At 61.6% G+C, this 26,339-nt stretch carries 26 protein-coding genes; 5 read left to right on the top strand and 21 right to left on the bottom strand.

Annotation, left to right across the window (positions count from 1 at the left end; genetic code table 11):
* Positions 1-38: 38 nt before the first annotated feature.
* Entirely contained in the window at positions 39-704 is a 666-nt protein-coding gene (locus tag JET17_RS01565) for a fumarylacetoacetate hydrolase family protein (RefSeq protein ID WP_012312259.1), read from the bottom strand.
* Between the two features lie 24 nt (positions 705-728).
* Positions 729-2,126, bottom strand: a complete 1,398-nt coding sequence (locus tag JET17_RS01560; protein WP_042111074.1) for an FAD-binding oxidoreductase — start codon at positions 2,124-2,126, stop codon at positions 729-731.
* A 171-nt stretch (positions 2,127-2,297) separates the two neighbouring features.
* Between JET17_RS01560 and serA the strand changes: the two genes are divergently transcribed.
* Positions 2,298-3,527: a phosphoglycerate dehydrogenase gene (gene serA, locus JET17_RS01555; protein ID WP_012312257.1), complete on the top strand. Its 1,230-nt coding sequence runs from the start codon at positions 2,298-2,300 to the stop codon at positions 3,525-3,527.
* Between the two features lie 129 nt (positions 3,528-3,656).
* Here serA and JET17_RS01550 read toward each other — a convergent pair whose 3' ends face one another.
* On the bottom strand, positions 3,657-4,133 hold the full coding sequence (locus JET17_RS01550) for a DUF4399 domain-containing protein (RefSeq protein ID WP_012312256.1): 477 nt from the start codon (positions 4,131-4,133) through the stop codon (positions 3,657-3,659).
* Between the two features lie 197 nt (positions 4,134-4,330).
* On the opposite strand from JET17_RS01550, the gene JET17_RS01545 reads away from it, so the two are divergent.
* Entirely contained in the window at positions 4,331-4,819 is a 489-nt protein-coding gene (locus JET17_RS01545) for a transporter substrate-binding domain-containing protein (RefSeq protein WP_012312255.1), read from the top strand.
* 60 nt (positions 4,820-4,879) lie between these two features.
* Here JET17_RS01545 and JET17_RS01540 read toward each other — a convergent pair whose 3' ends face one another.
* Positions 4,880-5,383 (bottom strand): DUF523 domain-containing protein, encoded by a 504-nt coding sequence (locus JET17_RS01540; protein WP_012312254.1) that lies wholly within the window; start codon positions 5,381-5,383, stop codon positions 4,880-4,882.
* On the bottom strand, positions 5,370-6,002 hold the full coding sequence (locus JET17_RS01535) for a 2OG-Fe(II) oxygenase (RefSeq protein ID WP_042111860.1): 633 nt from the start codon (positions 6,000-6,002) through the stop codon (positions 5,370-5,372). Before JET17_RS01535 ends, JET17_RS01540 begins: the two co-directional genes overlap by 14 nt.
* 113 nt (positions 6,003-6,115) lie before the next feature.
* Here JET17_RS01535 and JET17_RS01530 point away from each other — a divergent pair, with 113 nt between their 5' ends.
* A complete protein-coding gene (locus JET17_RS01530; RefSeq protein ID WP_012312252.1) occupies positions 6,116-6,868 on the top strand; it encodes a DUF2059 domain-containing protein in 753 nt (250 codons plus the stop codon).
* On the opposite strand, the gene JET17_RS01525 is transcribed toward JET17_RS01530, so the two are convergent.
* Positions 6,869-7,795 (bottom strand): alpha/beta hydrolase, encoded by a 927-nt coding sequence (locus JET17_RS01525; RefSeq protein WP_012312251.1) that lies wholly within the window; start codon positions 7,793-7,795, stop codon positions 6,869-6,871.
* A 119-nt stretch (positions 7,796-7,914) separates the two neighbouring features.
* Between JET17_RS01525 and JET17_RS01520 the strand changes: the two genes are divergently transcribed.
* On the top strand, positions 7,915-8,484 hold the full coding sequence (locus tag JET17_RS01520; RefSeq protein ID WP_012312250.1) for a DUF6436 domain-containing protein: 570 nt from the start codon (positions 7,915-7,917) through the stop codon (positions 8,482-8,484).
* Here the strand turns inward: JET17_RS01520 and JET17_RS01515 are convergent.
* Positions 8,463-9,029, bottom strand: coding sequence for a sugar O-acetyltransferase (locus JET17_RS01515; protein ID WP_012312249.1), 567 nt, complete (start codon positions 9,027-9,029; stop codon positions 8,463-8,465). The genes JET17_RS01520 and JET17_RS01515 overlap by 22 nt on opposite strands.
* Positions 9,030-9,115: 86 nt before the next feature.
* On the opposite strand from JET17_RS01515, the gene JET17_RS01510 reads away from it, so the two are divergent.
* Entirely contained in the window at positions 9,116-11,479 is a 2,364-nt protein-coding gene (locus JET17_RS01510; RefSeq protein WP_012312248.1) for a penicillin acylase family protein, read from the top strand.
* 238 nt (positions 11,480-11,717) lie between these two features.
* On the opposite strand, the gene JET17_RS01505 is transcribed toward JET17_RS01510, so the two are convergent.
* The 14 genes from JET17_RS01505 to JET17_RS01440 form a co-directional block, all read right to left on the bottom strand.
* A complete protein-coding gene (locus JET17_RS01505) occupies positions 11,718-12,503 on the bottom strand; it encodes a MetQ/NlpA family ABC transporter substrate-binding protein (protein ID WP_012312247.1) in 786 nt (261 codons plus the stop codon).
* A gap of 176 nt (positions 12,504-12,679) precedes the next feature.
* Positions 12,680-13,510 (bottom strand): sigma 54-interacting transcriptional regulator, encoded by an 831-nt coding sequence (locus tag JET17_RS01500; protein ID WP_012312246.1) that lies wholly within the window; start codon positions 13,508-13,510, stop codon positions 12,680-12,682.
* Positions 13,511-13,574: 64 nt separating this feature from the next.
* A complete protein-coding gene (locus tag JET17_RS01495; RefSeq protein ID WP_012312245.1) occupies positions 13,575-14,156 on the bottom strand; it encodes an alpha/beta hydrolase in 582 nt (193 codons plus the stop codon).
* A 224-nt stretch (positions 14,157-14,380) separates the two neighbouring features.
* Positions 14,381-14,782 carry an ExbD/TolR family protein gene (locus JET17_RS01490; protein WP_012312244.1) on the bottom strand — a complete coding sequence of 134 codons (402 nt, stop codon included), beginning with the start codon at positions 14,780-14,782 and terminating at the stop codon, positions 14,381-14,383.
* Position 14,783: 1 nt separating this feature from the next.
* A complete protein-coding gene (locus JET17_RS01485) occupies positions 14,784-15,503 on the bottom strand; it encodes a MotA/TolQ/ExbB proton channel family protein (RefSeq protein WP_012312243.1) in 720 nt (239 codons plus the stop codon).
* A gap of 30 nt (positions 15,504-15,533) precedes the next feature.
* Entirely contained in the window at positions 15,534-16,328 is a 795-nt protein-coding gene (locus tag JET17_RS01480) for an energy transducer TonB (RefSeq protein WP_012312242.1), read from the bottom strand.
* A 303-nt stretch (positions 16,329-16,631) separates the two neighbouring features.
* Positions 16,632-17,621, bottom strand: a complete 990-nt coding sequence (locus JET17_RS01475; RefSeq protein WP_012312241.1) for a sulfate/molybdate ABC transporter ATP-binding protein — start codon at positions 17,619-17,621, stop codon at positions 16,632-16,634.
* A 3-nt stretch (positions 17,622-17,624) separates the two neighbouring features.
* Positions 17,625-18,497 (bottom strand): sulfate ABC transporter permease subunit CysW, encoded by an 873-nt coding sequence (gene cysW / locus JET17_RS01470; protein ID WP_012312240.1) that lies wholly within the window; start codon positions 18,495-18,497, stop codon positions 17,625-17,627.
* Between the two features lie 11 nt (positions 18,498-18,508).
* Positions 18,509-19,327 (bottom strand): sulfate ABC transporter permease subunit CysT, encoded by an 819-nt coding sequence (gene cysT, locus JET17_RS01465; protein ID WP_012312239.1) that lies wholly within the window; start codon positions 19,325-19,327, stop codon positions 18,509-18,511.
* Positions 19,328-19,498: 171 nt separating this feature from the next.
* On the bottom strand, positions 19,499-20,506 hold the full coding sequence (locus JET17_RS01460; protein WP_012312238.1) for a sulfate ABC transporter substrate-binding protein: 1,008 nt from the start codon (positions 20,504-20,506) through the stop codon (positions 19,499-19,501).
* Between the two features lie 48 nt (positions 20,507-20,554).
* Entirely contained in the window at positions 20,555-20,737 is a 183-nt protein-coding gene (gene oscA / locus JET17_RS01455; protein ID WP_012312237.1) for a sulfur starvation response protein OscA, read from the bottom strand.
* Between the two features lie 184 nt (positions 20,738-20,921).
* A complete protein-coding gene (locus JET17_RS01450; RefSeq protein ID WP_012312236.1) occupies positions 20,922-23,987 on the bottom strand; it encodes an efflux RND transporter permease subunit in 3,066 nt (1,021 codons plus the stop codon).
* Positions 23,984-25,051 carry an efflux RND transporter periplasmic adaptor subunit gene (locus JET17_RS01445; protein WP_012312235.1) on the bottom strand — a complete coding sequence of 356 codons (1,068 nt, stop codon included), beginning with the start codon at positions 25,049-25,051 and terminating at the stop codon, positions 23,984-23,986. The genes JET17_RS01450 and JET17_RS01445 overlap by 4 nt, the downstream gene beginning before the upstream one ends.
* Complete coding sequence (locus JET17_RS01440; RefSeq protein WP_012312234.1) at positions 25,048-26,136, bottom strand: efflux RND transporter periplasmic adaptor subunit; 1,089 nt, start codon at positions 26,134-26,136, stop codon at positions 25,048-25,050. Before JET17_RS01440 ends, JET17_RS01445 begins: the two co-directional genes overlap by 4 nt.
* Between the last annotated feature and the right edge of the window lie 203 nt (positions 26,137-26,339).

The following is a 26,339-nucleotide window of genomic DNA, read 5'->3' as shown; positions in this document are numbered from 1 at the left end:
AAAACGCGCGCCCGCTTCGCGGGCGACGCAGTCTCTGCTCAGAGCACCCGGCTTTCGAAGCGGCTGACGCCCGGCAACTCCAGCACCAGCTCATCACCCACTTCGAAGGGGCCGACGCCTGCCGGGGTCCCGGTCAGGATCACATCCCCCGGCAGCAGCGAAAAGTGCGAGGCCATGTGCTGGATGATCGGCACGATCGGGTTGAGCATCATCGCGCTGTTACCGTCCTGGCGAACGTCACCATTGATGGTCAGGCGCACCGGGATGTCGGCCAGGTCTTCGAACGTGCCGGCAGCGACGAAAGGCGGCAGTACGCAGGCACCGTCGAAGCTCTTGCAAGTCTCCCACGGCATGCCCTTTTCCTTGAGCTTAGCCTGCACGTCACGCAGGGTCAGGTCCAGCGCCGGGGCAAAGCCGGAGATGGCATCCAGCACTTCCTCTTCAGATGGATGTGCCGACAGCGGCTTGCCCAGCAACACCGCGATTTCGGCTTCGTAATGCACCGAACCACGGTCGGTAGGAATCTTGAAACCACCCTCCAGCGGCACCACGCAACTGCCCGGCTTGATGAACAGCAACGGCTCGGTCGGAATGGGATTGCCCAGTTCCTTGGCGTGCTCGGCATAGTTGCGGCCAACGCACACCACCTTGCCCAGCGGGAAGTGGATACGGGTGCCGTCTACGTACTGGTGCTGGTAACTCATGGCCGACTCCTTTGATTACTGCTTTTATTCAGGAGCGAAGATCTTACCCGGATTCATGATGCCGTTAGGGTCGAAGACGGCCTTTATCGCCTTCATGCAGGCGATTTCCTGTGGTGAGCGGCTATAGCCAAGGTAATCGCGCTTGGTCATGCCCACACCGTGCTCGGCGGAGATCGAGCCGTTATAGCGCTGGACGATCTCGAACACCCACTTGTTGACCTTGGTGCATGAAGCGAAGAAATCGTCTTTGCTCATGGACTCGGGCTTGAGGATGTTCAGGTGCAGGTTGCCGTCGCCGATGTGCCCGTACCAGACCACCTCATAGTCGGGATAGTGCTGGCTGACGATGGCATCGATGTCGCGCAGGAATGCCGGCACCTTGGAGACCGTGACCGAAATGTCGTTCTTGTACGGCGTCCAGTGGGAGATTGTTTCGGACAGGTACTCGCGCAACTTCCAAAGGTTTTTCAGTTGAGCTTCGCTCTGGCTCATCACCCCGTCTATTACCCAGCCTTGCTCGACGCAGTGCTCGAAGGTGGCTAGCGCATCGTTGGCCACCTCCTCGGTGCTGGCCTCGAACTCCAGTAGGGCATAGAACGGGCAGTCGGTGGCGAACGGCGCAGGTACATCGCCACGTGCCATGATCTTGGCCAGGCCCTTGTCGGAGAAAAACTCGAATGCCGTGAGGTCAAGCTTGCCCTGGAAGGCATGCAACACCGGCATGATCGAATCGAAGTCTGGCGTGCCCAGCACCATCGCGGTTAGGTTGCGTGGGGCGCGGTCCAGGCGCATGGTGGCCTCGACCACGAAACCCAGGGTACCTTCGGCGCCGATGAACAACTGGCGCAGGTCATAGCCCGTGGCGTTCTTGATGAGGTCCTTGTTCAGCTCGAGCAACTCGCCCTTGCCAGTGACAACTTTCAGGCCAGCAACCCAGTTACGGGTCATGCCGTAGCGAATGACCTTGATGCCGCCTGCGTTTGTGCCGATGTTGCCGCCAATCTGGCTGGAGCCACTCGAGGCGAAATCCACCGGGTAATAAAGCCCCTGTTCTTCGGCGAATGCCTGCAGCTGGCGAGTAATGACCCCTGGCTGGCAGACCACCGTGCGGTCGAAGGCATTGAAATCGAGAATCTGGTTCATGTAGTCGAAGGCGACTACCACTTCACCATTGGCTGCCACGGCACCGGCGGAGAGCCCGGTCCGACCGCCGGAAGGCACCAGCGCCACCTGATGGCGATTGGCCCAGCCAACGATGGCCTGAACCTGTTCCACGCTTTTGGGGAACACGATTGCTGTGGGTGCGGGCGGAAAATGCTTGGTCCAGTCCTTGCCGTACGCTTCTAGGGAAACGGCATCGGTCAGGACCTTGCCAGGGTCTACCAAGGTCATCAGTTCATCAATTACCGCGGGGTGCGTCATCGCCGGAACTCTCGACTTATTCATAGTCACCCTGAGTACTCTTCACCTGTCGGGATAAGCTCAGATTGTGTCGCGTATGCTAGCATAGCGCCCCCGCTGTTCGTGCTAAGGCCCGCGCTGCGCCTAGCATCACTTCTCGCCATTTTTTCTCCGGGATACAGGTTTACGCAGATGAGCAAGACTTCTCTCGACAAGAGCAAGATCAGGTTCCTTCTTCTTGAAGGGGTGCACCAGAACGCGGTGGATACCCTCAAGGCCGCCGGGTACACCAACATTGAGTACCTCACTGGCTCGCTGCCGGAAGCAGAACTCAAGGAAAAGATCGCTGATGCGCACTTCATCGGCATCCGTTCGCGTACCCAGCTGACCGAAGAGATCTTCGACTGTGCCAAGAAACTGGTCGCCGTCGGTTGCTTCTGCATCGGCACCAACCAGGTCGACCTGGACGCTGCACGCGAGCGCGGCATTGCCGTGTTCAACGCGCCATACTCCAACACCCGTTCGGTGGCGGAACTGGTACTGGCCGAAGCCATCCTGCTGTTGCGCGGCATCCCCGAGAAAAACGCCTCCTGCCACCGTGGCGGCTGGATCAAGAGCGCGGCCAACTCGTTCGAAATCCGCGGCAAGAAGCTGGGCATCGTCGGCTATGGCTCGATCGGTACCCAGCTGTCGGTACTGGCCGAGAGCCTGGGCATGCAGGTCTACTTCTACGACCCGCTGACCAAGCTGCCACTGGGCAACGCCGTACAAGTCACCAGCCTGCACGAACTGCTGGGCCTGGCCGACATCGTCTCGCTGCACGTGCCTGAGCTGCCATCCACCCAGTGGATGATCGGCGAGAGAGAAATCCGCGCGATGAAGAAGGGCTCGATCCTGATCAACGCCGCCCGTGGCACCGTGGTAGAACTGGACCACCTGGCCGCAGCCATCAAGGACAAGCACCTGATCGGCGCCGCCATCGACGTGTTCCCGGTCGAGCCACGCTCCAACGATGAAGAGTTCGAAAGCCCGCTGCGCGGCCTGGACAACGTGATCCTCACCCCGCACATCGGCGGCTCCACCGCCGAGGCCCAAGCCAACATCGGCCTGGAAGTGGCCGAGAAGCTGGTCAAGTACAGCGACAACGGCACCTCGGTATCGTCGGTCAACTTCCCGGAAGTCGCCCTGCCGGCGCACCCGGGCAAGCATCGCCTGCTGCACATCCACGAAAACATTCCGGGCGTGCTCAGCGAGATCAACAAAGTCTTCGCCGAGAACGGTATCAACATCTCCGGTCAGTTCCTGCAGACCAACGAGAAAGTGGGTTACGTGGTAATCGACGTTGACGCCGAGTACTCGGACCTTGCGCAAGAGAAGCTGCAGCACGTCAAGGGCACCATCCGCTCGCGCGTACTGTTCTGAGCGTAATTGCGGTATGAAAAAAGGGAGGCCTTGGTGGCCTCCCTTTTTTTGTTTCGCCAACAAGCCAGCTCACACCACGATGCCAGTAGGGATCGACTTGCCAGCTTAAGGGCTGCGTAATGGCTCGGCTTACTTCACTTCAACCGTGATCTTCTTCGACTCAACGCTTGGCTTGAACGGCACGTGATACTGGTCACCCAGCACCAGCTGCAGGGTGTGCTTGCCCGGCGTCAGGGTAAGGGTGGTCTCGGTCTGGGCCTTGCCGAAGTGCAGCACCTGCGGGCCGGCAGGCAGCGCTGCCCCGCCTTCCGGCATCAGGCTGGTCGGCAATGGCTGATCGGCAACAGGCTCCTTGTCCACATCCACCAGCAGGTGGTGGTGGCCCGTGTGCGGGGTCTGGTCACCCGCAGGCTTGAGCCCCATGCCTTCGATGCCAAACTTGACGGTGAAGGTCTTGTCGACCGTTGCGCCGTCGGCGGGGGAAACGATGAAGACCTTGGCATCCTTGGGCGGCTCCTGGCTCTTCAGCGCATCCGCAGCGCTGACCAGTACCGAGGCCCCCATCAGCAGACCGGCTACGGCAGCACGCGAAAATAGGCTGTTCATTCACTTCTCCTGTGATTCACTTATTGACCGCAACCTGCAAACGAACGGCGGCGGAAGTTCACCATAGCCCACAAAGAGAAAAAATTCAGTTAGGGTTAAACCTCGCCAAGGCTTCAAGGTCATAGGCTGCGCTCGACCACGACGAGGAAGAAAGTCGTGGCGACAGTTATTCATTTGCCAAAGAAAAGGGGCATTAGATGCGTTCGACCATGGGTGTACTGCTGGCAGTACTGATCACGCCATTGGCTCAAGCCGAGCTGATAGACGAAATCGCCGACCGGGGCGAACTGCGCATTGCCGTACAGGCCGACAACTCGCCGTATGCCTTCAAGCAAAACGACCATCTGACGGGGTTTGAAATCGAATTCGGCCAAGAGCTGGCCAAACAACTGGACCTGCGTGTCGAGTTCATTGAAACGCCTGTGGCCGAGATACTGCCGGGTGTTGAAAGTGGCAAATACGACATCACTGTGACCCCATCGGACAATGCTCCCAAGGCCGATACGCCGTTTGATCTGAGCCAGCCTTTTGGCGAGAGGAAGCTGGTCATCCCGTTCCAGAAAGACAACCCGGCGTTCGAGAGTGCGGTGAACAACGCGCTGCAGCGCCTCAAGGACAGCGGCCGTACAGCGGAGCTTGAGCAGAAGTGGTTCAAGGGTGTGCCGGAGACGGCTACCGGGCAGTGAGTCACTTATTGCCTGCACCAGCTTTTTCGCGGGTAACCTCGCGAAAGGGCCAGCACCAAACTACGCTGACAACCCAGCCAGCGTTCGCTGGGCCTCTTCCAGCTCCAGCTCACTGAACACCAGCACTCCCTCCCGCCGCAGCAGTGCGGTGGTCACCCCCTGCCCTGGCACCTTCACCCCAGCGAACGTGCCATCGTAGGTCAAGCGGTTGCCACACGAAGGGCTGCCCGCCTTAAGCACAGCCACCCGGATGCCATGCCGACGCACCAGCGCCAGCGCCTGCTGGGCACCGGCAAGAAAGGCCGCGCTTACGTCCTCGCCATTCACCGTCAGCACCTGCGCCGCCCCGTCGAGCACCTCGCCGCCCTGCCCGCCCGGGATCTCCGCGGGCGGGCGCGGTGTGGGCAGGCCGCCGGCCACCTCCGGGCACAACGGCACTACACGCCCTTCAGCCTGCCAGCGCTGCAACAGATCAGGATGGCCGCTGGCCCGCCCGTCATAACGCACCGGCTGTCCCAGCAGGCAGGCGCTGACCAGCACCTTGGGCGGGTCAGAACGGGTCATTGCCACGGCGCCGGAACCAACCCGTCAACGAAAGCCGCTCACGCCCCGCTGGCAAGACTTCGTGAGGCACTTCACCCGATAGAAACACCACCAGACAGCCGGCAACGGGCTGCACGTCATGCTCGACAGCGTCAGCCAGGAACATGCGCAACTGGCCACCATCCTGCGGCTGCCAGTCTTCATTGAGGTAAAGCACAGCCGAGACCATGCGCCGGTCGTCGTCGCGAAAACGGTCCAGGTGGCGACGGTAGAACGCACCTGGCGGGTATAGGGCGAAGTGACACTCGAACTCTTCAAGGCCAAGGAACAGGCCCTGGTTGATTGCCAGACGCAGCTGGTCCATGGCTTCCAGGTATTTGTCGCAAGCCTCGGCCTGCCCCGGGTCGACCCACTGGATCTGGTCCCCACGGATCGCCTCGCGCACTTCCTGGGCCACACCGCGCCCCACCCCGGCAGGGTTGAGCTGGCCTTCGGCATCACGGCGCCGACACTCGGCCGCAAGCGCACGCACCAGCTCAGCCGGCAGGAAAAGGGCCTGCTGCGACCAGCCATGGGAGGCCAGATCGTCAACGACGGCCGCAAGCATCGGGTGTTCAGGGGAGATATGCATGGCGCGCATCATATCCATTAGCCATGCACTCGCACAGCGCCACTTGGCCGAGAATTACGCCCCTATCTCGACAAACCGGCGCCGAGCCAAGGACAATAGCCACCTGCCGACAGGAGTCCTGAATGCGCCGTCTGTTTTCCCTGATTCTGCTGATGATCTGCACCATGCCTGTCTGGGCAGACAGCCTTGATCAGCTCTACAAGGCCGCCGGTTGGCCCGACCAGCGCGCCCATTTCAATGATGCCGTGAGCGCCGCCCAGCAGCGCTACCGCAACAGCCTGCCGCCTGCGGTTTACCAGGCTCTGGTCAGCAACAGCAACCAGCGCTTCCAGGCAGCGGCCATGGACCGCCGTGCCCAGGCACAATTGCGCAGCGCCCTGCCCGACCCTGCGCCGGCGCTGGCCTTTTTCCAGTCACCGCTGGGGCGCAAGATCGTCGCCGCCGAACTGCTGGCCACGCGCAAGGACCAGCTGGCCAAGCACGCCAAGGGCTTGCCGAAAATTCAGGCCAGCGATAACCGTCTGTTGATCATCGGACACCTGGCTCAGGCCCTCCCGGCCCGCGAAGCCGGTGCCGAGGTTAGCCTGGCTATCGCCGGCGTGGCGGCCGACAGCCTCAGCTCGATGATCCCCGGTCTGTTCGGCGGCGGCCAGGCCCAAGGCCTGCTCGATGGCCAGCGCCAGCGGCTGATGAACCAGATTGGCGAAGACCTCAACAACACGTTGCTTTACGTCTACCGCGACCTTTCCGACGCCGAGCTGGAAGAGTTCGCCACTTTCGCCGAGTCACCTGAAGGCAAAGCGTACTACCAGGCCGCAGTGGCAGCGGTGCGCGCCGGCCTGGCAGTCGGCCAGAACGGCGCGAACCTCAAGTAGTCAGCCCAAGCGCTGGTTGATGAAGTCGAAATAGCGCTGACGGATGCCCGGCAGTTCATTGGCCAGGTGGTGACGGGCTTCGGGCAGCAGCAGGATCTGTGGCTCAGCAAACTTGGCCTTGAGCACTTCGAGGTTGTAGGGCCAGTCCACCGTGCCGTCAGCCTCCCCCTGAACGATCAACGGTCGCCGCGCACTGCACGGCGCGGCCTCGATCCGCTTGACCCAGGCCATCAGCGCGCCGACCCAGGCTGTCGGCAGGCGCCGAGGCTGCAGCGGGTCGGCCTCCAGAAACGGTAGGAACGTCGGGTCGTTGCTGTTCTCGCTGAAGCGCCGCTCAATGCCATTGACGAAGTGACGCAACACTCGATAACTGAGTTTCGACCACAGCCAGGCACGTGGGCGCACGAGCGGCGCAAGCAGGATCACCTGGCCATCAACCGGGCTCTGTACCCCCTGGTGCAGCAGATGATCGACGGCAATGGCGCCACCAGTGCTTTGCCCGCACAAGTGCCACGGGCACGGCAAAGCAAGGCTGCGCGCCTGCTCGAACAAGGCATCGAGCACCTGCTGATAGAGTGCGAAATCAGTGATGCTGGCGCGCTCGCCACTGGACAGGCCATGGCCAGGCAGGTCGCAACTGATCACTGCATAACCCTGTTGCAGTGCCCATTCGATCACGTGGCGGTAGAGGCCCATGTGGTCGTAATAGCCATGCAGCAGAAACAGTGTCGCCACGGGCTGCGAAGGTAGCCAGACCTGCCCCGCCAGCTCGAAACCCGCCGCCTGAAAACCGCCCAGCCAGCTCTGCGCTGGCAGGTTCAAGCCGTAGAAGCGCTGATAATCCTGCGCCTGAACGGACAAGGGTTGGCGTTTGCCAAGGGGCGCGAGGCTGGCGCGCAGGCGGTCGGGGTGAAAAGCGGCAGGCATCGGGTACATCCACAGCGAAGCGAGTATTGATCCGGGATATTCAGCTCTTGGCTGCGCCGTGGCAAGCTTGGCCACTTTTGAATCAACAATGCCGCTCCTCAAAGGGCTGCGGATGGGCCATGAAAAATCGAACAATCAAGCCGATAATTTTAGCCATTGCACTGCTCTCATGCGCCGCCGTGCTCTGGTGGGCATACGACAGCTTTAAGTCCCGCTACCTGCGCCCGTTCGAAAGCCAGACCACGCTGTTCGACGGCACCCAGCTACGCCTGCCCGCCGAGCTCGCCGGCCCCGGCCCTGTGCGCGTAGTACACTTCTGGGACCCGACCTGCCCATGCAATGTCGGCAACCAGCAGCACCTGGGTGACCTGCTCAGCCACTTCGCAGACAAGGGCGTGGCATTCCACGTCGTGCAAAAGCCCGGCAGCCAAGGCCGGCTGCCGGCCAACCTCACCCGCCTGCAGCCCATCACCCATCTGCCCGGCAGTGAAAACCTGCCCGCCTCTCCGGCCGTAGCGATCTGGGACCGCCAAGGCAACCTCGCTTACTTCGGCCCCTACAGCGAAGGCGCGGTGTGCAACGCCAGCAACAGCTTCATCGAGCCGATCCTAAAGGCCCTGCTCGATGGCCGCCACGTCACCGCATCGAACACGCTGGCCGTCGGCTGCTATTGCCCTTGGGCCGGCTGACGCGCGCGCGCCGGGTTACCGACCACTACCGCGCCTGCCGGCACATCGCGGGTCACCACACTGCCCGCACCAACCACTGCGTTATCGCCAATGGTCACCCCGGGCAGGATGATTGCCGCGCCACCGATCCACACATTGTTACCGATAGTCACCGGCCGTCCGCTCTCCAGCCCGGTGCGCCGCAGTTCAGGGTCGAGCGGGTGATCGGCGGTGTAGATCTGCACCGCCGGGCCAATCTGGCAATCATCGCCGATACGCACCGGCAGCACGTCCAGGATCACGCAGTTGAAATTCATGAAGGTATTGCGCCCGACGCTGATGTTGTAGCCGTAGTCGCAATAGAACGGTGGGCGAATGACCGTGCCTTCGCCCACATGGCCGAAGTGCTCGGCAAGCAGGCCGTTGCGGGCTTCGTTAAGCAGGTCGAAGCTGGTGTTGTAACGCTGCATCCAGTGCTTGGTGGCGATTTGCTCGGCCTGTAGTTCGGGGCAGCCGGCATGGTAGAGCTGGCCACTAAGCATTTTCTGTTTTTCGCTGAGGGACATGGAAACTCCTGTCGAGGGCTATGCTCTTTGCGCGAATCCGCCGAAGATCGGACCACAATTTCCGCTCGAATGCACAAGGAGCCTCAATGAAGCGCAGCCTGACCCTGTTGGCCGTGGTAGTGGCCGTGGCCACCGGTGCCGGTTACTGGTACGTGCACGGTAAACTGCCGCAGCGTGACGGCGAGGTAGCGGTAGCCGGCCTGCAGGCCCCAGTCAGTGTGCGCTATGACACCCGCGGGGTGCCGCACCTGCAGGCGCAGAACGAAGCAGACTTGTACCGCGCCCTCGGCTACGTGCATGCCCAGGACCGATTGTTCCAGATGGAAATCATGCGCCGCCTGGCCCGCGGTGAGCTGGCCGAGGTGTTGGGTGACAAGCTGCTGCCCACCGATACCCTGTTCCGCAGCCTGCGTATCCGTGATCAGGCGGCGCTGATGGTTCAGCGCCTGGACCACCAATCCCCCGCGTGGAAGGCCTTGCAAGCCTACCTCGATGGCATCAACGCCTGGCAGGCGAGCCACCCCAAACCCATGGAGTTCGACCTTATAGGCATCACGCCCAGGCCGTTCACCGCTGAAGATACCCTGAGCATTGCCGGGTACCTGGCCTACAGTTTTGCCGCCGCGTTCCGCACCGAGCCTGCGTTGACCTATATCCGCGACCAGCTCGGGCCGCAGTACCTGAAGATTTTCGACCTCGACTGGCAACCTGACGGCGCGCTGGGAACCCCGCTGGCGACGGCCGATTGGCAGGGCCTTGAAGCCCTCGCCCGCCTCAGCCACGAAGCCCTTGGCGATGCCGGCATTCCCCAATTCGAAGGCAGCAACGCCTGGGCAGTGGCCGGCGGCCGTACCCGCAGCGGCAAGCCGCTGCTGGCCGGCGATCCGCACATCAGCTTCGCGGTGCCGGCCGTCTGGTACGAGGCCGAGCTGTCGGCGCCAGGGTTCAACCTGTACGGCTACTTCCAGGCGCTGAACCCGTTCGCGCTGCTCGGTCACAATCGCGACTTCGGCTGGAGCCTGACCATGTTCCAGAACGACGATGTCGACCTGATTGCGGAAAAGACCAACCCGACCAACAGCGATCAGGTCATGGTCCAGGGCCAATGGCGAACACTGGAAAAGACTGAGCAGAGAATCGCCGTCAAAGGCGAGCAGCCGGTCAGCATCAGCCTGCGCCGCTCACCCCACGGGCCGATCGTCAACGACGTGCTTGGCGCGACCGCCGGCACCACGCCAATCGCGATGTGGTGGGCCTTTCTGGAAACCGAGAATCCGATCCTCGAAGGCTTCTATCAGCTCAACCGTGCCGACTCCCTTGCCAAGATGCGCGAGGCGGCGGCCAAGGTTCAGGCGCCGGGGCTCAACTTCGTCTGGGCCAGTGCAGGTGGCGATATTGGTTGGTGGGCTGCGGCGCAACTACCAATCCGCCCGGATGACGTCAACCCGTCGTTCATCCTCGATGGCGCGAGCCACCAGGCCGACAAGCTGGGTTTTTACCCTTTCAGCGTCAACCCACAGCAGGAAAACCCGGCCAGCGGTTACATCGTTTCAGCGAACTACCAGCCGCCAGCGGCGGTACCGATACCGGGCTACTACAACTTGCCGGACCGGGGCCGCCAGCTGGAGCGCCACTTAGCCAACCCGCAGGTGAAGTGGGATACCCAGAACAGCCAGGCGCTGCAACTGGACACCGCCAACGACTACGGCCCACGTACCCTGGCGCCCCTGCTTGCGACGCTGCGCGACATCGCCCTGGGCGATGAGGAAAAAGAGCTGGTAGAGCAACTGGCCGCCTGGCGCGGAGATCACCCGCTGGACTCGACCAACGCCACACTGTTCAACCAGTTTCTCTACCAGTTGGCACATGCCGCGCTGCATGACGAGCTGGGCGATACCTGGTTCCCGGTGCTCATCAGTACCCGCACCATCGACTCTGCACTGCCACGCTTGGCGGCGGACGCGCAATCACCGTGGTGGAACACGCGCGGTGCCAACCAACGTACCGACCGCACCGCCATCGTGCGCATCGCCTGGCAGCAAACCCTCGAGCACCTGCGCGAAACCTTTGGCAAAGACCCGGCCAGCTGGCAATGGGGCAAGGCGCATACCCTGACGCACAACCATCCACTGGGTGTTAAAAAGCCGATGAACCTGCTGTTCAACGTCGGCCCGTTTGCCGCGCCGGGCACCCACGAGGTACCCAACAACCTATCGGCGAAAATCGGGCCTGCGCCGTGGCCGGTGACGTATGGGCCATCGACACGGAGGCTGATCGACTTCGCCGACGCTGGGCAGGCGTTGACCAGCAACCCGGTCGGGCAGAGTGGTGTGCCGTTCGATCGGCACTATTCGGATCAGGCTGAAGGCTATATCGAGGGGCAGTACCAGCGCGCCCAGATGGGGGTGATACCGGCTCGCACTACCTTGCGTCTGGTGCCGGCAGAGTGATGGAAACTTTTCTTCGGGTCGGCTTCTCCAACAGCTTCAGACTGCGATCCGCACGGCCATCACACTACAAGGACGATAACGATGAAAAGCCCCTGCCCGACTGACTCCAACGAACAACTGCTGTGGCTGCTGGCATTGAGCCGGGCATTAGGTAGCCAACGCTGAGCGTTGTGCCCCCCCAAAAAAAACGCCGACGCGAATGCGCCGGCGTTTTTCATGCAAGGGCTAAGCAGGCGAATCAGAACGCCGGCAGCACCGCACCGCTGTACTTTTTGGCGATGAATTCCTTGACCTCAGGGCTGGTCAGGGCCTTGGCCAGCTTCTGGATAGCCTCGCTGTTCTTGTTGTCCGGGCGGGCCACCAGGAAGTTCACGTAAGGCGAGTCGCTACCCTCGATCACCAACGCATCCTTGGCCGGGTTCAGGCCAGCTTCCAGCGCGTAGTTGGTGTTGATCATGTCCAGGTCGACCTGATCCAGCACACGCGCCAGCATGGCCGACTCAAGCTCCTTGAACTTCAGGTTCTTCGGGTTCTCGGCAATGTCTTTCGGAGTGGCCAGGGCGTTTTTTGGATCTTTCAGGGTGATCAGGCCAGCCTTCTGCAGCAAGATCAGGGCGCGGCCACTGTTGCTGCCTTCGTTAGGAATGGCAACGGTGGCGCCGTCCTTCAGTTCGGACAGGTTCTTGATCTTCTTCGAGTAGCCACCGAACGGTTCGACGTGCACGCCGATCACGGTTTCCAAATGGGTGCCTTTACCTTCGTTGAAGCTCTTCAGGTAAGGCAGCGTCTGGAAGTAGTTGGCGTCCAGGCGCTTCTGATCTACCTGTACGTTGGGCTGTACGTAGTCAGTGAAGACCTTGATCTGCAGGTCCACGCCTTCCTTGGCCAAGGTCGGCTTGATCAGCTCCAGAATTTCGGCGTGCGGCACCGGGGTAGCGGCGACCACCAGTTTCTCGGCGGCGGCAGCCAGGCCGGAGAACGACAGGGCAGCGGCCAGGGCAGTGGTCAGCAGGGTCTTCTTCATGGTGGTCCTTGTTTTGTTTCTGGGCCATCTGTGATGGCGAAGTCAGGTGCCCAACCGTTTCATCAGCGGGCGTGAGGCGGAAGATACCGAGATTTTTTATTCCGCAACAATACCTTTTAATTAGCTGCTTATTCCAAAAGCAAATTGCCATTACCCACTTTGTTTATGAGCAACGTCTAGCGCGGGGTATTCGGCAGGTCGAGGTCCTCTGGCTGGATCTCTTCACTGTCATTCACCAGCAGGGCGAAGTGGATGATGTTCTCCAGTTCGCGGGTATTGCCGGGCCACGTGTGGGCTTCGAGCACCTGCTGGGCCGCTTCGCTGATCAACGGCACAGGGCGCTGCAGGCGTGCGCAGTAGATGCCCACGAAATACTCAGCCAACGGCAGGATATCGCCGCAGCGCTCACGCAACGGAGGCAGCTCCAGCGCACCTTCGTGCAAGTACTGGTACAAGCGTTCATTGAACCTGCCAGCTTTAACCACCCGGGCCAGGTCAATACTGGTCGCAGCCACCAGGCGCACGTCCACCGGCTGTGGCTGCTGCGCGCCCACCCGGGTGACCTCGCGGTTTTCCAGGGCCGCCAGCAGCTTACCCTGGATAGCCAGCGGCAAGTCGGCAATCTCGTCCAGGTACAGCGTGCCGCCGTTGGCCGAACCGAACCAGCCGGCGCGGCTGCTGGCCGTACCGCCATGGCTGCCAGCGCTATAGCCGAACAGCTCGGCATCGGCGTAAGTGGGGCTGATAGCCGCACAGTTGACCGACACGAATAGCCCTCCACGGTCGCTGGCACGATGGATCTGCCGGGCCAGCAGTTCCTTGCCCGTGCCGGTTTCGCCACGGATCAGCACCGGCAAGGGTTGCGGTGCCAGACGCTCAAGGTCTTCGCGTAACTGCTGTGAACGCGGGTCGATGAACACCAAGGCCTTGGCACGGATGCTCAGCGGGCTTTTGTCCAGCTCGGGGAAGGTCAGCAGTGGCTGGCCAAACGGGTGTTGAAGCGTCATGACGAACTCCCGCCCCAGGCCTGCATAGGCCGGGCGTCAGGTAAACGGTAAGCAGTGAGGGCTGTCAGGCGCGACGCAGTGCGCGCTGCTCGACCCGGCTCTGCAAGCGATACAAGTAGGCGAAGCCTTGTTCCCAGCGCTCATGGCCGGACTTGACGTTGATGTGCCCGGCATTGCTCAGCAACCCCGCTTCGGCGCCCCATGCCTGGGCCAGGTACAGCGCCCGTGGCACGCTCACGGCCGGGTCGTTGTCCGAGCTGACTACCTGGCTGGGAAACGGCAGCGCTTCGGTAGGGATCGGCGCAAAGTTACGCAGGGCTGGCGCGCAGGTGGGGCGCTCGACGTCTGCCGGCGCCACCAGCAGTGCACCACGCACCCTGCGCAGCAAGGCCGGGCTGGCCTGCGCGGCCCAATGGGCGACAGTGATGCAGCCAAGGCTGTGGGCAATCAGGATCACCGGCGCACATTCAGCGGCAACCGCCTGCTCCAGCGCCTGCACCCAGTCCTCACGTTGCGGGGTGAGCCAGTCGTGCTGCTCGACCCGTGCACTGTTGGGCAGGGTACGCTGCCAGTGACTTTGCCAATGGTTGTCTGGCGATCCTTGCCAGCCCGACACAATCAGGTAACGAATAGACTCATTGCGCATGGGGACGCCTCCAGTAAGTTTGCGTGCTTGGAGACAAGTATAGGGAGGGAGTTATATCCGTAAAGGAATAAGAAGATATTTATTAATAACCAAAAAAGATTTTCCCAGGCGCGGACCCTGTAGTGACGCGAAATGCCCGGACAAAAAAAAGGGCCAACCCCTGCCAAGAGATATGGCCCCAACGCACTCGCGAAAGTCACTTGCCTGATGAGGTTTTACAGGTATCAGCGTGCGGTTATCACCGCCAGCTTGGTGATCCCCGCACGTTCGATGGCGGCCATGGCACGGGCCACCTCGCCGTAGTTGACGCCGTCGTCGGCCTGCAGTTGCACACGAACGTTCGCGTCCTTGTCCCTGGCGGCCTTGAGGTTGGTCTCCAGCAGGTCCGGCTGTATCTCGTCCTTGTTGATGAACAGCTTGCCGGCGCCATCGATGCTCACCACCAATGGGTCCTTCTGCTCAACCGGGGCCACGGACTCGGTCTTGGGCAGGTTGATGGGGATGGCGTTGGTCAGCAGCGGCGCGGTGACGATGAATACCACCAGCAGCACCAGCATGACGTCCACCAGGGGCGTAACGTTGATTTCACTTAGAACTTCGTCGCTGTCCTGCGTCGAAAAGGCCATATCAGGACGCCTCCTTCACAGGCTGGGTAAAGCCGGCCTGCACCTTCTGCACGCCAGGATGCACCAGCACGCGGAAGGCACTCTTCTGCGCCAGGCTGTAGAAGTCGTGGGCAAAGTCATCCAGCTCAGCGGCAGTCAACTTGAGGCGACGAAGGAAGTAGTTGTAGACCAGCACCGCCGGCACCGCGACGGCGATACCCACACCGGTAGCTACGAGTGCAGCGCCAATAGGGCCGGCCACGGTTTCCAGGCTGGCCGAACCCGCCGCGCTGATGCCTTTGAGTGCTTCCATGATGCCCCATACGGTACCGAACAGGCCGATGAAGGGCGAAGTGCTGCCGATACTGGCCACCACCGCCAGGCCGGTTTCAAGCGAGCGCCGCTCCCGCACTATCTGCTGGTGCAGGGCGCGTTCGAGGCGGTCCTGGTGATTGATCGCATGGCTCAGGTCATTGGTCTGTGCCTCGCCGACGGCAATGGCGGCATAGCCGGACTGGGCGACGCGGGCGGCCGGGCCAGGCAGTTCGTGGCTGACCTGGGCCGCCGCGTCGAGGCTTGAGGCGGCCCAGAACTGCGTGTGGAAGCGCTTGTCCTGGTTTTTCAGCCGCACGAATTGCACGATCTTGGCCAGGGCAAGGCCCCAGGTGACGACGGAAAAACCGACCAGCAGCCAGATGACTGCACTTTCAACGGATTCGAGGGGGGATGCCAGCAGGCTCATGAGGGTGTCTTCCTTTGTTCTGCGAAAAAGTTAACGAAGCTTGAAATCGATCGGCACGCTGACCCAGCCGGCCTGCGCCACGTCGCCCTGCTTGGCGGGGACGAAACTCCAGCGCTTGACCGCAGCCAGGGCGGCAGCGTCGAGGGCATCGCGACCACTGCTTTTCTGGACTTGGATATGCCCGGGTTTGCCGCTGGCCAAAACCTCCACCCGTAGCAATACGGTGCCTTCCCAGCCGCGGCGCTGAGCCATCTGCGGGTACTCCGGCGCCGGGTTCTTCAGGTACGCAGCGTTGGCCGAGGGCGGCGTTACCGGGGCCGGCGCGGGTGGCGCAGGCGTTGAAGGAGCGGCGACCGGTGTGGGGGCAGGCGGTGGTGCCTCCACAGGCTTGGGCTGTGGTTTGGGCGGTTGCTTGGCCAGCGGCTTAGGAGCGGGTTTTGGCTTGGGCTTGGGTTTGGCGGCCAATTCGTCAACTACAGGTGGAGGCGGCTCGACAACCGGCGGTGCCGGGGCCGGCGGTGGCGGCTCGACTACCGGAGGTGCCGGGGCGGCAAACTCGATGGTCATGGGAGGAATTTGTGGCGGTACTACGGGCAACTCCCGCGTCGGGGCCCGGCTCACCCAAAAGGCGGCAGCACCGTGCACAGCCAGCACCAGCAAAGCCAGCGCCAGCTTGTCGCGGCGCTTGAGGCCGCTGGCCGGGGTACGTTGCAGGCGGAGCTGGCCCAACGGCAAGCGAAGCGTCCGTCCAAGCTCGACCAGGTCACCCGGTGCAGGGTGCCGTGGCTGGTCGTAGGCCCTGACGGCCGAATGGACATTACCCATTGATCAAACTCCTGGGGTTCTTGATTCAGGTGTGTGGCTGAATCATCAGGGCAGGAGACTTATCTCTTAAAGTAATGTTTAAAGCTAAAATTAGATCTTTTTCATATATGATCTTTTGCCTAAATCTTGAAACCCGCGTAATACGGGGCCTGCGCGCTAGCACTACACATGTGATGCAATCCTTGCATGGTAAACATTCCTAAAAGACATCGAATTTGCACCAGGGCTGCAGCACAGCACCCATAATCCCCAGGACAAAAAAAACCCGGGACCAAGCCCGGGTTGTTCATCCTCTGAAGCGAATCAGATATCCGCCACCTTTTGCCAGACCTTTGGCCTGAAGAACAGCGTCTCACCTCGCGCCAGGCCGGTCAGGCTGTCGTGATCCTTGACCACCTCCGCCTCGATCAGCTCGCTCTGCCCTTCCACCTTCAAGGTCACCCGGGTAGTCGCGCCCAATGGGCGGATATCACGGACTTCGGCGGCATGGTGCCCTTCTGTTTCATGGCGCGACAGCGACACCTCGTGCGGGCGGAACAGCACATGATGACCCTCGCTCAACGCCAGCCGGTTGGAGTCGCCGAGGAAGTGGTAGACGAAGTCGTTGGCCGGCTTCTCATATACTTCCCCTGGGGAGCCGATCTGCTCGATCACCCCCTTGTTCATCACCACGATGCGATCGGCCACTTCCATGGCCTCTTCCTGGTCGTGGGTAACGAACACCGAAGTCAGATTGATATCCTCGTGCAAACGCGCCAGCCAGCGGCGCAATTCCTTGCGCACCTTGGCATCGAGGGCACCGAACGGCTCATCGAGCAGCAGCACCTTGGGCTCCACCGCCAAAGCGCGGGCCAGGGCGATACGCTGGCGCTGGCCACCGGAAAGCTGTTCAGGGTAGCGGTCCGCCAGCCAGTCCAGCTGCACCATGTTCAGCAGCTCATGAACCTTCTCGGCAATCTTGCTCTCGCTCGGGCGCTCGCCCTTGGGCTTCATGCGCAGGCCGAAGGCAACGTTGTCGAACACGCTCATGTGGCGGAACAGCGCGTAGTGCTGGAACACGAAACCAACGTTGCGATCACGTACATCATGGCCGGATACGTCTTCGCCGTGGAACACGATATTGCCGTCATCCGGCGTTTCCAGGCCGGCGATGATGCGCAGCAGGGTGGTCTTGCCACAGCCAGAGGGGCCGAGCAGGGCCACCAGCTCGCCGCTGTGGATATCCAGGTTGATGTTGTCCAGGGCCTGGAAGCTGTTGAAGCGCTTGCTAACGTTACGAACTTCGATCGACATGACTTATTCCTCCGCTGCGCTATGGCGCAGGCGGTTAATACGGTTCTCGCTCCACTGCTTGAGCAGCAGGATGAAGAGCGCCAGGATCAGCAACAGGCTGGCCACGCTGAAGGCCGCGACGTGGTTGTACTCGTTGTAGAGGATCTCCACGTGCAGCGGCAAAGTATTGGTGACGCCACGGATATGGCCCGAGACCACCGATACCGCACCGAACTCGCCCATGGCCCGCGCGGTACACAGCACCACGCCGTAGATCAGGCCCCACTTGATGTTCGGCAGGGTCACGTGCCAGAACATCTGCCAGCCGTTGGCACCGAGCAGACGCGCAGCCTCTTCTTCCTGGGTACCCTGCTCCTGCATCAGCGGGATCAGCTCACGGGCAACGAAGGGCACGGTGACGAAGATGGTCGCCAGCACGATGCCCGGCAAAGCGAAGACGATCTGGATATCGTGGTCCTGCAGCCAAGGCCCGAACAAGCCTTGGGCGCCGAACATCAACACGTAGACCAGGCCGGCGATCACCGGCGATACCGAGAATGGCAGGTCGATCAGGGTGACCAGGATGCTCTTGCCACGGAAGGTGTATTTGCTCACGCACCAGGCGGCGCTGACGCCGAATACCAGGTTCAGCGGCACCGAGATGACGACGGCGAGCAGCGTCAGCTTCAGCGCCGACAAGGCATCAGGCTCGAAGATCGCCTCGAAAAAGGTACCGAAACCGTTCTTCAACGCCTGCGATACCACGATCACCAGCGGCAGCAGCAGAAACAGTGCGAACACCAGCCAGCCAAGGCCGATCAGGATGCGCCGCGACGTGGCACTGCCGCGTCGTGCGGCATTGGCGGCAGCGGTAGCGCTCAGGGATGAACTGGACATACCGGCCTCCTTCAAGGGGTTTCGATGCGGCGCTGCAGCAGATTGATCAGCAGCAGCAGGATGAAGGAAACCACCAGCATCAACACGCCGATGGCAGTCGCGCCGGTGTAGTCGTATTGGTCGAGCTTGACCATGATCAGCAGCGGCAGGATCTCGGTCTTCATCGGCATATTGCCGGCAATGAAGATCACCGAACCGTACTCGCCCACGCCACGGGCAAAGGCCAGGGCAAACCCTGTGAGCCAGGCGGGCAGCAGGGCCGGTGCAAGCACGTGCCGGAACACCTGCAGTGGTTTCGCGCCCAGGCAGGCAGCAGCCTCTTCGACTTCCCGCGGGATGTCCGCCAGCACCGGTTGCACTGTACGCACCACGAACGGCAGGGTGACGAAGGTCAGCGCCAGGGTGATGCCCAGTGGGGTGTAGGCGATCTTGAAGCCCAGGTCGGTGGCGAACTGACCGACCCAGCCCCCAGGTGCGTACAAGGCCGTCAGGGCGATGCCTGCAACGGCGGTAGGCAGCGCAAACGGCAGGTCGATCATCGCATCGATGATCTTGCGCCCAGGGAAGGTATAGCGCACCAGCACCCAAGCCAGCAGGGTACCGATAACACCATTGATGATGGCGGCGAACAGGGCGGTGCCGAAACTCAGCTTGAGCGCGGCGATCACACGCGGCGCACTGATGATGTTCCAGAACTGATCCCAGGTGAGCTGCGCGGCATGCACGAACATGGCGGCCAGCGGTATCAGCACGATCAGGCTGAGATACACCAAGGTGTAGCCCAGTGTCAGCCCGAAGCCGGGTATGACGGGGGAAATACGACGTGACATAAAGATCCCTGGTTTAACGCACGAAGCCCGGCGGATGTGCCAGGCGGGTGCAGGCTTGTGAATCCTGGGGATGCTGCGCAGCCCTTACGCGACGCAAGGCCACGCTCTACCTGTAGGAGCGGCCTTGTGTCGCGAAAGGGCCGCAAGGCGGCCCCGCTTCTCCATGGCTGTTTACTGCGCCTGATAGATCTGGTCGAACACCCCGCCATCATTGAAGAATTTGGGCTGTGCTGTCTTCCAGCCACCGAAGTCCTTGTCGATGGTTACCAGATCCAGTTTCGGGAATTGCTTGCCGAACTCGGCAGCGACCTTCGCGTCACGTGGGCGGTAAAAGTTTTCGGCAGCGATTCTCTGGCCAGCGGGGCTGTACAGGTGCTTGAGGTACTCCTCGGCGATCTGTTCATTACCCTTCTTCTGAGCGTTCTTGTCGACCACCGCCACAGGCGGTTCGGCCAGGATCGACAGCGAAGGCACGACGATTTCGAACTTGTCGGTACCGCCGTCTTCCTTTAGCGCCAGGAAAGCTTCGTTTTCCCAGGCCAGCAGAACATCACCCTGGCCGTTGTTGACGAACGTGATGGTCGAGCCACGGGCACCGGTATCCAGAACCGGCACGTGCTTGAACAGCTCCTGCACGTATTCCTTGGCTTCGGCTTCGCTGCCACCTTGCTTCAGGCCGTAGGCCCAAGCGGCGAGGAAGTTCCAGCGAGCGCCGCCGGAAGTTTTAGGGTTGGGGGTAATGACCGAAACGTCCTTCTTGATCAGGTCACCCCAGTCCTTGATGCCTTTCGGGTTGCCCTTGCGCACCAGAAACACGATGGTCGAGGTGTACGGGGTGCTGGCGTCCGGCAGGCGCTTCTGCCAGTCCTCCGGCAAGGTCTTGCCCAGCTTGGCGATCTCGTCGATGTCACCTGCCAGGGCCAGGGTCACCACGTCGGCGCGCAAGCCGTCGATCACCGCGCGGCCCTGCTTGCCCGAGCCGCCATGGGACTGCTGGATCTTCACCTTGTCGTCCGGGTGAGACTGCTGCCAGTGCTTGATGAATTCAGCATTGTATTGCTGATACAGCTCACGGGTCGGGTCGTAGGACACGTTCAGCAGTTCGTAGTCCTTGGCGATGGCGGAACCGGCAAAAACAGCACTGGCCAACGCGGCGAGTGCATAACGGCGGATGGACATGGTGAAGCTCCCGATTGGCATTTTTCTAATTTTGTGTGTGGTGCGTGATCAGCCGGGTTTGTTGCCAGGCTGTTGCAGGCGGAACTTCTCTTTACGCTCGATCTGCACGACCTGAGCGTTGTGCACGGTTATCTCCACTGCACCGAAACGCAGATCGCGCAAGGCGCTCTGGATCTCACGCAAAATGGTGGCTTCGTCCTGACCGTCGATGCTGCGCACAGATGCACTCATGCTCGTTCTCCTGTGAGTGAGGTGCCGGGCAGAAGTTTTTGAAGGGGGTTTGCGCCTGGCTTGAGAGCAATAGTAGCCAGCCGCAGTTATTCTTAAAAATACTGTTTAAGAATTTTTATATAACCGTTTTGAAATTACGGTTCGAAGCGTTTGTGGGAGCTGTTTTGCCCAGCTCCCACAAAGATCACGCCGCAGGTTTTTCGCTATTTTCTGGCTCGCGGATCTTGTACCAGGCCACGTAAAGCGCTGGCAGGAACAGTAGCGTCAGCAGCGTTGCGCTGATGATGCCGCCAATCATGGCGTAGGCCATCGGCCCCCAGAACACCTCACGGGCAATCGGGATCATGCCCAGGCTGGCCGCCGCCGCTGTCAGCAGGATGGGCCGGCGGCGATGGTTGGTGGCTTCCATCACCGCATCCCAGGGTGAATAGCCCTGGGCTTCGAACTCATCGATCTGGGTCACCAGGATGACCGAGTTACGAATGATGATACCGGCCAGCGCGAGAATCCCGAGAATCGCCACAAAGCCCATGGGCGTGCCCGTCGGCACCAGTGCCACGACCACGCCGATCAACCCCAGCGGCGCCACGCTGACCACCAGGAACAGCTTCTGCACGCTGTGCAGCTGGATCATCAGGAACGTCGCCATCAGGAACAGCATCAATGGAATGACCTTGGCGATCGGGCCCTGCGCCTTGCTGCTTTCCTCCACCGTACCGCCGGTGGCCACTTCATAACCGACTGGCAATTGGCTGGCGAACTCGTCGATCTTCGGCTTGAGCTGCGCGACCAGGTCGGTAGGCTGGATCTCACCGTTGACCGACGCCTTGATGGTGATGGTAGGTTTACGGTCGCGGCGCCATACCAGCGGCTGCTCCAGCTCGTAGCGCACCGTTGCGAATGCCAGCAAGGGTATCGAGGTGCCACTGGGCGTGACGATCTGCAGGTTCTGCAGAGTGTCTGGTGAGCCCCTCTCACTGTCCACGGCACGGGCGATCACGTCCACCAGGTAGATGTTGTCGTTGACCTCGGTGACCGGCGCGCCGCTGACGATGCTGTTCATCACATTGGCCACATCCTCGGACGACAGCCCGAGCTGCCGCGCCTTGTCCTGGGCGATTTCTATGCGCAGCACCTTACCCGGCTCGTTCCAGTCGTAGATCATCTCGCCGATGTGCTCATTGGTATTGAGCATCGTGGCCAGGTCGATCGCATGCTTGCGCACCTGGTCGATGTCCTTGCCGCTGACCCGGTACTGGATCGGCCGCCCCACCGGCGGGCCCATTTCCAGCGACTGCACATTGGTGCCGATGCCGACGAACTCTTCGTGCAGCAGCTTCTGCAGGCGCGCCATCATGCCTGCACGCTCCTCGAAGCCTTTGCTGACGATGACCAGCTGGGCGTAGTAGGGATTCTGCAGTTGCTGGTCCAGCGGCAGGTAGAAACGGATAGCGCCCTGGCCGATGTAGGTGCTCCAACGCACCATGTCGGGGTCGTCCTTGATCTTTGCCTCCAGGCGATCGACCACCTTGCGCGTCTCCTCGATCGAGGCGTTCTGCGGCAGGTTGAGGTCGACGAGGATTTCCGGACGGTCCGAGGACGGGAAAAACTGGTTTTGCACAAAGCGCATGCTGAACAGCGACAGGGCGAACAGCAGGATGGTGCCGATGATGGTCAGCCAGCGGTGCCGCATGCACCACAGCAAACCACCTTCGAACGCCCGCCCCACGCGGCCGGGCTCCGCCTCATGGCCCTTGAGCTTGTCGCTCTTGAGAATATGCACACCGAGCACTGGCGCAAAGAATACCGCAACCACCCAGGACACGATCAGCGCAACGGCAATCACCGCGAACAGGGTGTAGGTGTACTCACCGGCGGAGCTGGCGTTCAGGCCGATCGGCACGAAGCCGGCCACGGTCACCAGGGTGCCGGTAAGCATGGGGAACGCGGTCGAGGTATAGGCGAACGTCGCCGCCTGCTCTTTGCTATCACCCATTTCCAGGCGTGTGACCATGACCTCGACAGTGATCATCGCATCATCCACCAGCAGGCCCAGCGCGATGATCAGCGCACCGAGTGAGATCCTCTGCATGGTGATGCCGCTGTACTCCATGAACACGAAGACCATGGCCAGCACCAGCGGGATCGAGCAGGCCACCACCAGCCCTGCACGCACGCCAAGGCTGACGAAACTCACTGCCAGCACGATCACCACGGCCTCGAACAGTGCGCTGGTGAAGCCCCCTACCGCCTCTTTGACCACCACCGCTTGATCGGACACGGTGTGAACGCCCACGCCAACCGGCAGGTCGTTGACGATGCTGTCCATCTTCTTCTTGAGTGCGGCGCCGAACACCTGGATGTTGCCGCCGGCCTTCATGCCAATGGCCAGGCCAATCGCGGTCTGGCCGTTGTAACGGAACATCGGTGACGGAGGATCGACATAGCCGCGCTCGATATCGGCGATGTCGGCCAGGCGGAAAAAACGGTCATTGATGCGCAGGTTGACAGTCTGCAGGTCTTTCTCTGACGCGAATTGCCCGGTGGTGCGCACCGAGATCCGCTCTGGACCCGCTTCGATCACCCCGGCCGGGGTTACCGCGTTCTGTTGCTGCAGGGCCTGCATGACCTGGCGTTGGTCGATGCCCAGAGCGGCCAGTTTGCGGGTGGAGAACTTCAGGTAGAGCGCTTCGTCCTGGGTGCCGACCAGCTCGATCTTGCCGATATTGGGGACTTCGCGCACCTCGGCGCGGGCCTGCTCCACGTAATCGCGCAGCTGGCGCAGGGTCAGCCCATCTGCGGTGAACGCGTAGATCGAGCCGAACACATCGCCGAACTCGTCGTTGAACCCTGGCCCCTGGATACCCTGTGGGAACTCGCCGCGAATATCCTGGATCTTCTTGCGCACCTGGTACCAGATTTGCGGGATGTCGGCGGCTTTGGTGGTGTCTCGCAGGTAGACGTAGACGGTGGACTCACCCGGGCGGGTGTAGCTCTTGGTGTAGTCGAGGGAGTCCAGCTCCTCGAGTTTTTTCTCGATGCGGTCGGTAACCTGGTACAGGGTTTCGTCCTGGGTCGCGCCAGGCCAGCGGGTCTGGATCACCATGGTCTTGATGGTGAACGATGGGTCTTCTTCGCGGCCAAGGTTGAAGTAGGAAAAAATCCCCATCAGTAGGCCGACGAACATCAGGTACCAGACGAAAGACTGATGGCGCAAAGCCCATTCGGACAGGTTGAAGCTTCCTTTCATTGCGCATCCTCGTCGAAGGTGACCTTCTGGCCAGGCTTGAGGCTGTTGACGCCGGCAGTGACCACACGCTCGCCAGGCTGCACTCCAGACGCCAGCACGATACTGTCGCCGGTGCGGTCCAGCAGGGCAACGTCGCGGGTAGCGACGGTTTTTTGCTGCGGGTCGATGACCCATACCTGGGTCTTGCCATCGCGTTCAAGCAGCGCGCTCAGCGGCAATTCGCTGCGCGGGGTGATTGCCGAGGTCAGTGTGACACTGATCGCGGTGCCCAGGTGGAAGGCATCGGGTGTACTGGCAAGGGTCAAGCGGGCACGCCGGGTGCGCGTGGCGGCATCAGCCTGGGGCTCCAGCTCACGCAGCGTGGCAGTGGTATTGATGCTGTTGTCCAATTGCGAGGCAACCGTGAACGTCAGGTCCTTGGTCAGCTGTTCGGCGATGCTGATGGGGAGGTCGATCACGGCTTCCTTGATGTCAGGCCGGGCCAGCGTGACCACCGCCTGACCGGCGGTGACCGTCTGCCCGGCCTCTGCCTGCCAGGCCGTGATCACCGCTGTATGGTCGCTGCGCAAGGTGCTGTAATCGAGCTGGTCACGCGCTTGGCTGACCGCCGAGCGCGCTTGCTCCAGGCTCGCGCCGGTGGTTTTCAGGTCGGTCTGGGCAATGTCCAACTGGGCCTGGGCGCCGACGCCACGGTCATACAACTGTTGTTGCCGGCGGGCATTGGCCTGGGCGTTGATCCATTGCGCCTGGACCCTGGCCAGGTCGCCCTCGGCAGCGCGCAACTGGTTCTGCTGGTCGGTGGGATCAAGGGTGGCGAGCGTGTCACCCGGTTTGACCTGAGCCCCCACATCCAACCAGCGCCGGGCAATGCGCCCGGCCACCCGGAAACCCAGCGTGCTCTCATAGCGCGCCTGGATGGTACCGGCGAAGCGGCCAAGCTGCGACTGCGCCTGGGCTTCGACCACGGTTGATAGCACCGGTCGCACAGCTTCGGGTTGTTCTTCCTCTCTGCCACAGGCCATCAACAGCAAGCATGCCGCACACATCAGCAGTACTTTATTCATGGCGCGGCGCCTCCGCCCTTGGCATCGATCTTCTCGACCTGCATGCCTGGATGCAACAACTGGCCACCGCTGACGACTACTGTCTCACCGCCTTTTATGCCTTGGGCGATGACCACTTTACCGGTGAGATAGCGGGTTACCTGGACTTTGCGCAACTCAACCTTGTCGCCTTCGCCCACCACCCACACCGCAGGCTCATGCAACGCCTTGGTCAGTGCCGACCAGGGCAACTCGATACTCGGCCGCCCCTGCGCGTTGGCCGTGGCGGTAACAGGCGAACCCAGGCGCATGGCCGCTGGCACATTGCGCAGGGCCACCTTGACCTGCACCGTGCCGCTCTGTGCCGATACGGTCGGGGTGATTTCACGAACAAATCCTTGGGCCTGGACCTTAGGGTCGTCGAGCAGGCTGACCATCACACCGGCATCGCTCGGCGGCGCCACCAGCAGGGACTCGTAGACATTGAACACAGCATCGCGGTCGCCATCGCGCGCAAGGCTGAAGATCGGCATGGTCGCCTGGACCACTTGCCCGACCTCGGCCTGGCGCTCGGTGATCACCCCGTCAGCCTCCGACACCAATGCGGTGTAGCTCAGTTGCTCCTGGGCATTGGCCAGTTGCGCCTGGGCTGCCTTGAGCGCGCTCTGGTTGCTGCGCAGCGCGGCTTCGGCGGAATCGTACTCGCTCTGGCTGGTGTAGCCCTTGGGCAACAGTTTTTGCTGGCGCACAAAGGCGGCGCTGGTCTGGGTGACACGCGCCTGAGCGGCGAACACCTCGGCCTTGGCCGAATCGACATTGTTCTGCAGGTCTTTGGGGTCCAGCCGGGCCAGCACCTGATTGGCCTTCACATGATCGCCCACGTCAACGCTGCGCGAGATGATCTTGCCACCCACACGAAACGAAAGATCGGTCTGCACACGCGCCTGCACATCACCGGTCAGGGTGACCCTGGCGGCGAAGTCAGTGGGTTGAACTTGCAATACACCGACCCGTGGCAAAACCTCGGGAGCTTCTTCCTTGCTGCAGCCTGCGAGCAGGCCAAGCAGCCCCATGCCTACAACCAACAGTGAACGCGTCACCCTCATGCAGGCTCCTGGCTTGCGCGCAAATGATTCGTGGGATGCGACTGTTAGCGTAGATCAGGGTTCAGAAAAAACACTGATCAGGGTCAGTTGGGCGGTCATGTCGACAATGCGGGCCCTGAAACAAGCAAGCCCGCTTCCACTGGATCGATGCAGCCCTCGCGGCGTGCAACCTACCTGTGGAAGCGGGCTTGCCCGCGACTACC

Origin of the sequence: Pseudomonas putida (genome assembly GCF_016406145.1) — a bacterium.
GTDB lineage: Bacteria > Pseudomonadota > Gammaproteobacteria > Pseudomonadales > Pseudomonadaceae > Aquipseudomonas > Aquipseudomonas putida_E.
The sequence above is the reverse complement of the archived record's forward strand: the minus strand, read 5'-3'. Positions and strand labels throughout refer to the sequence as shown.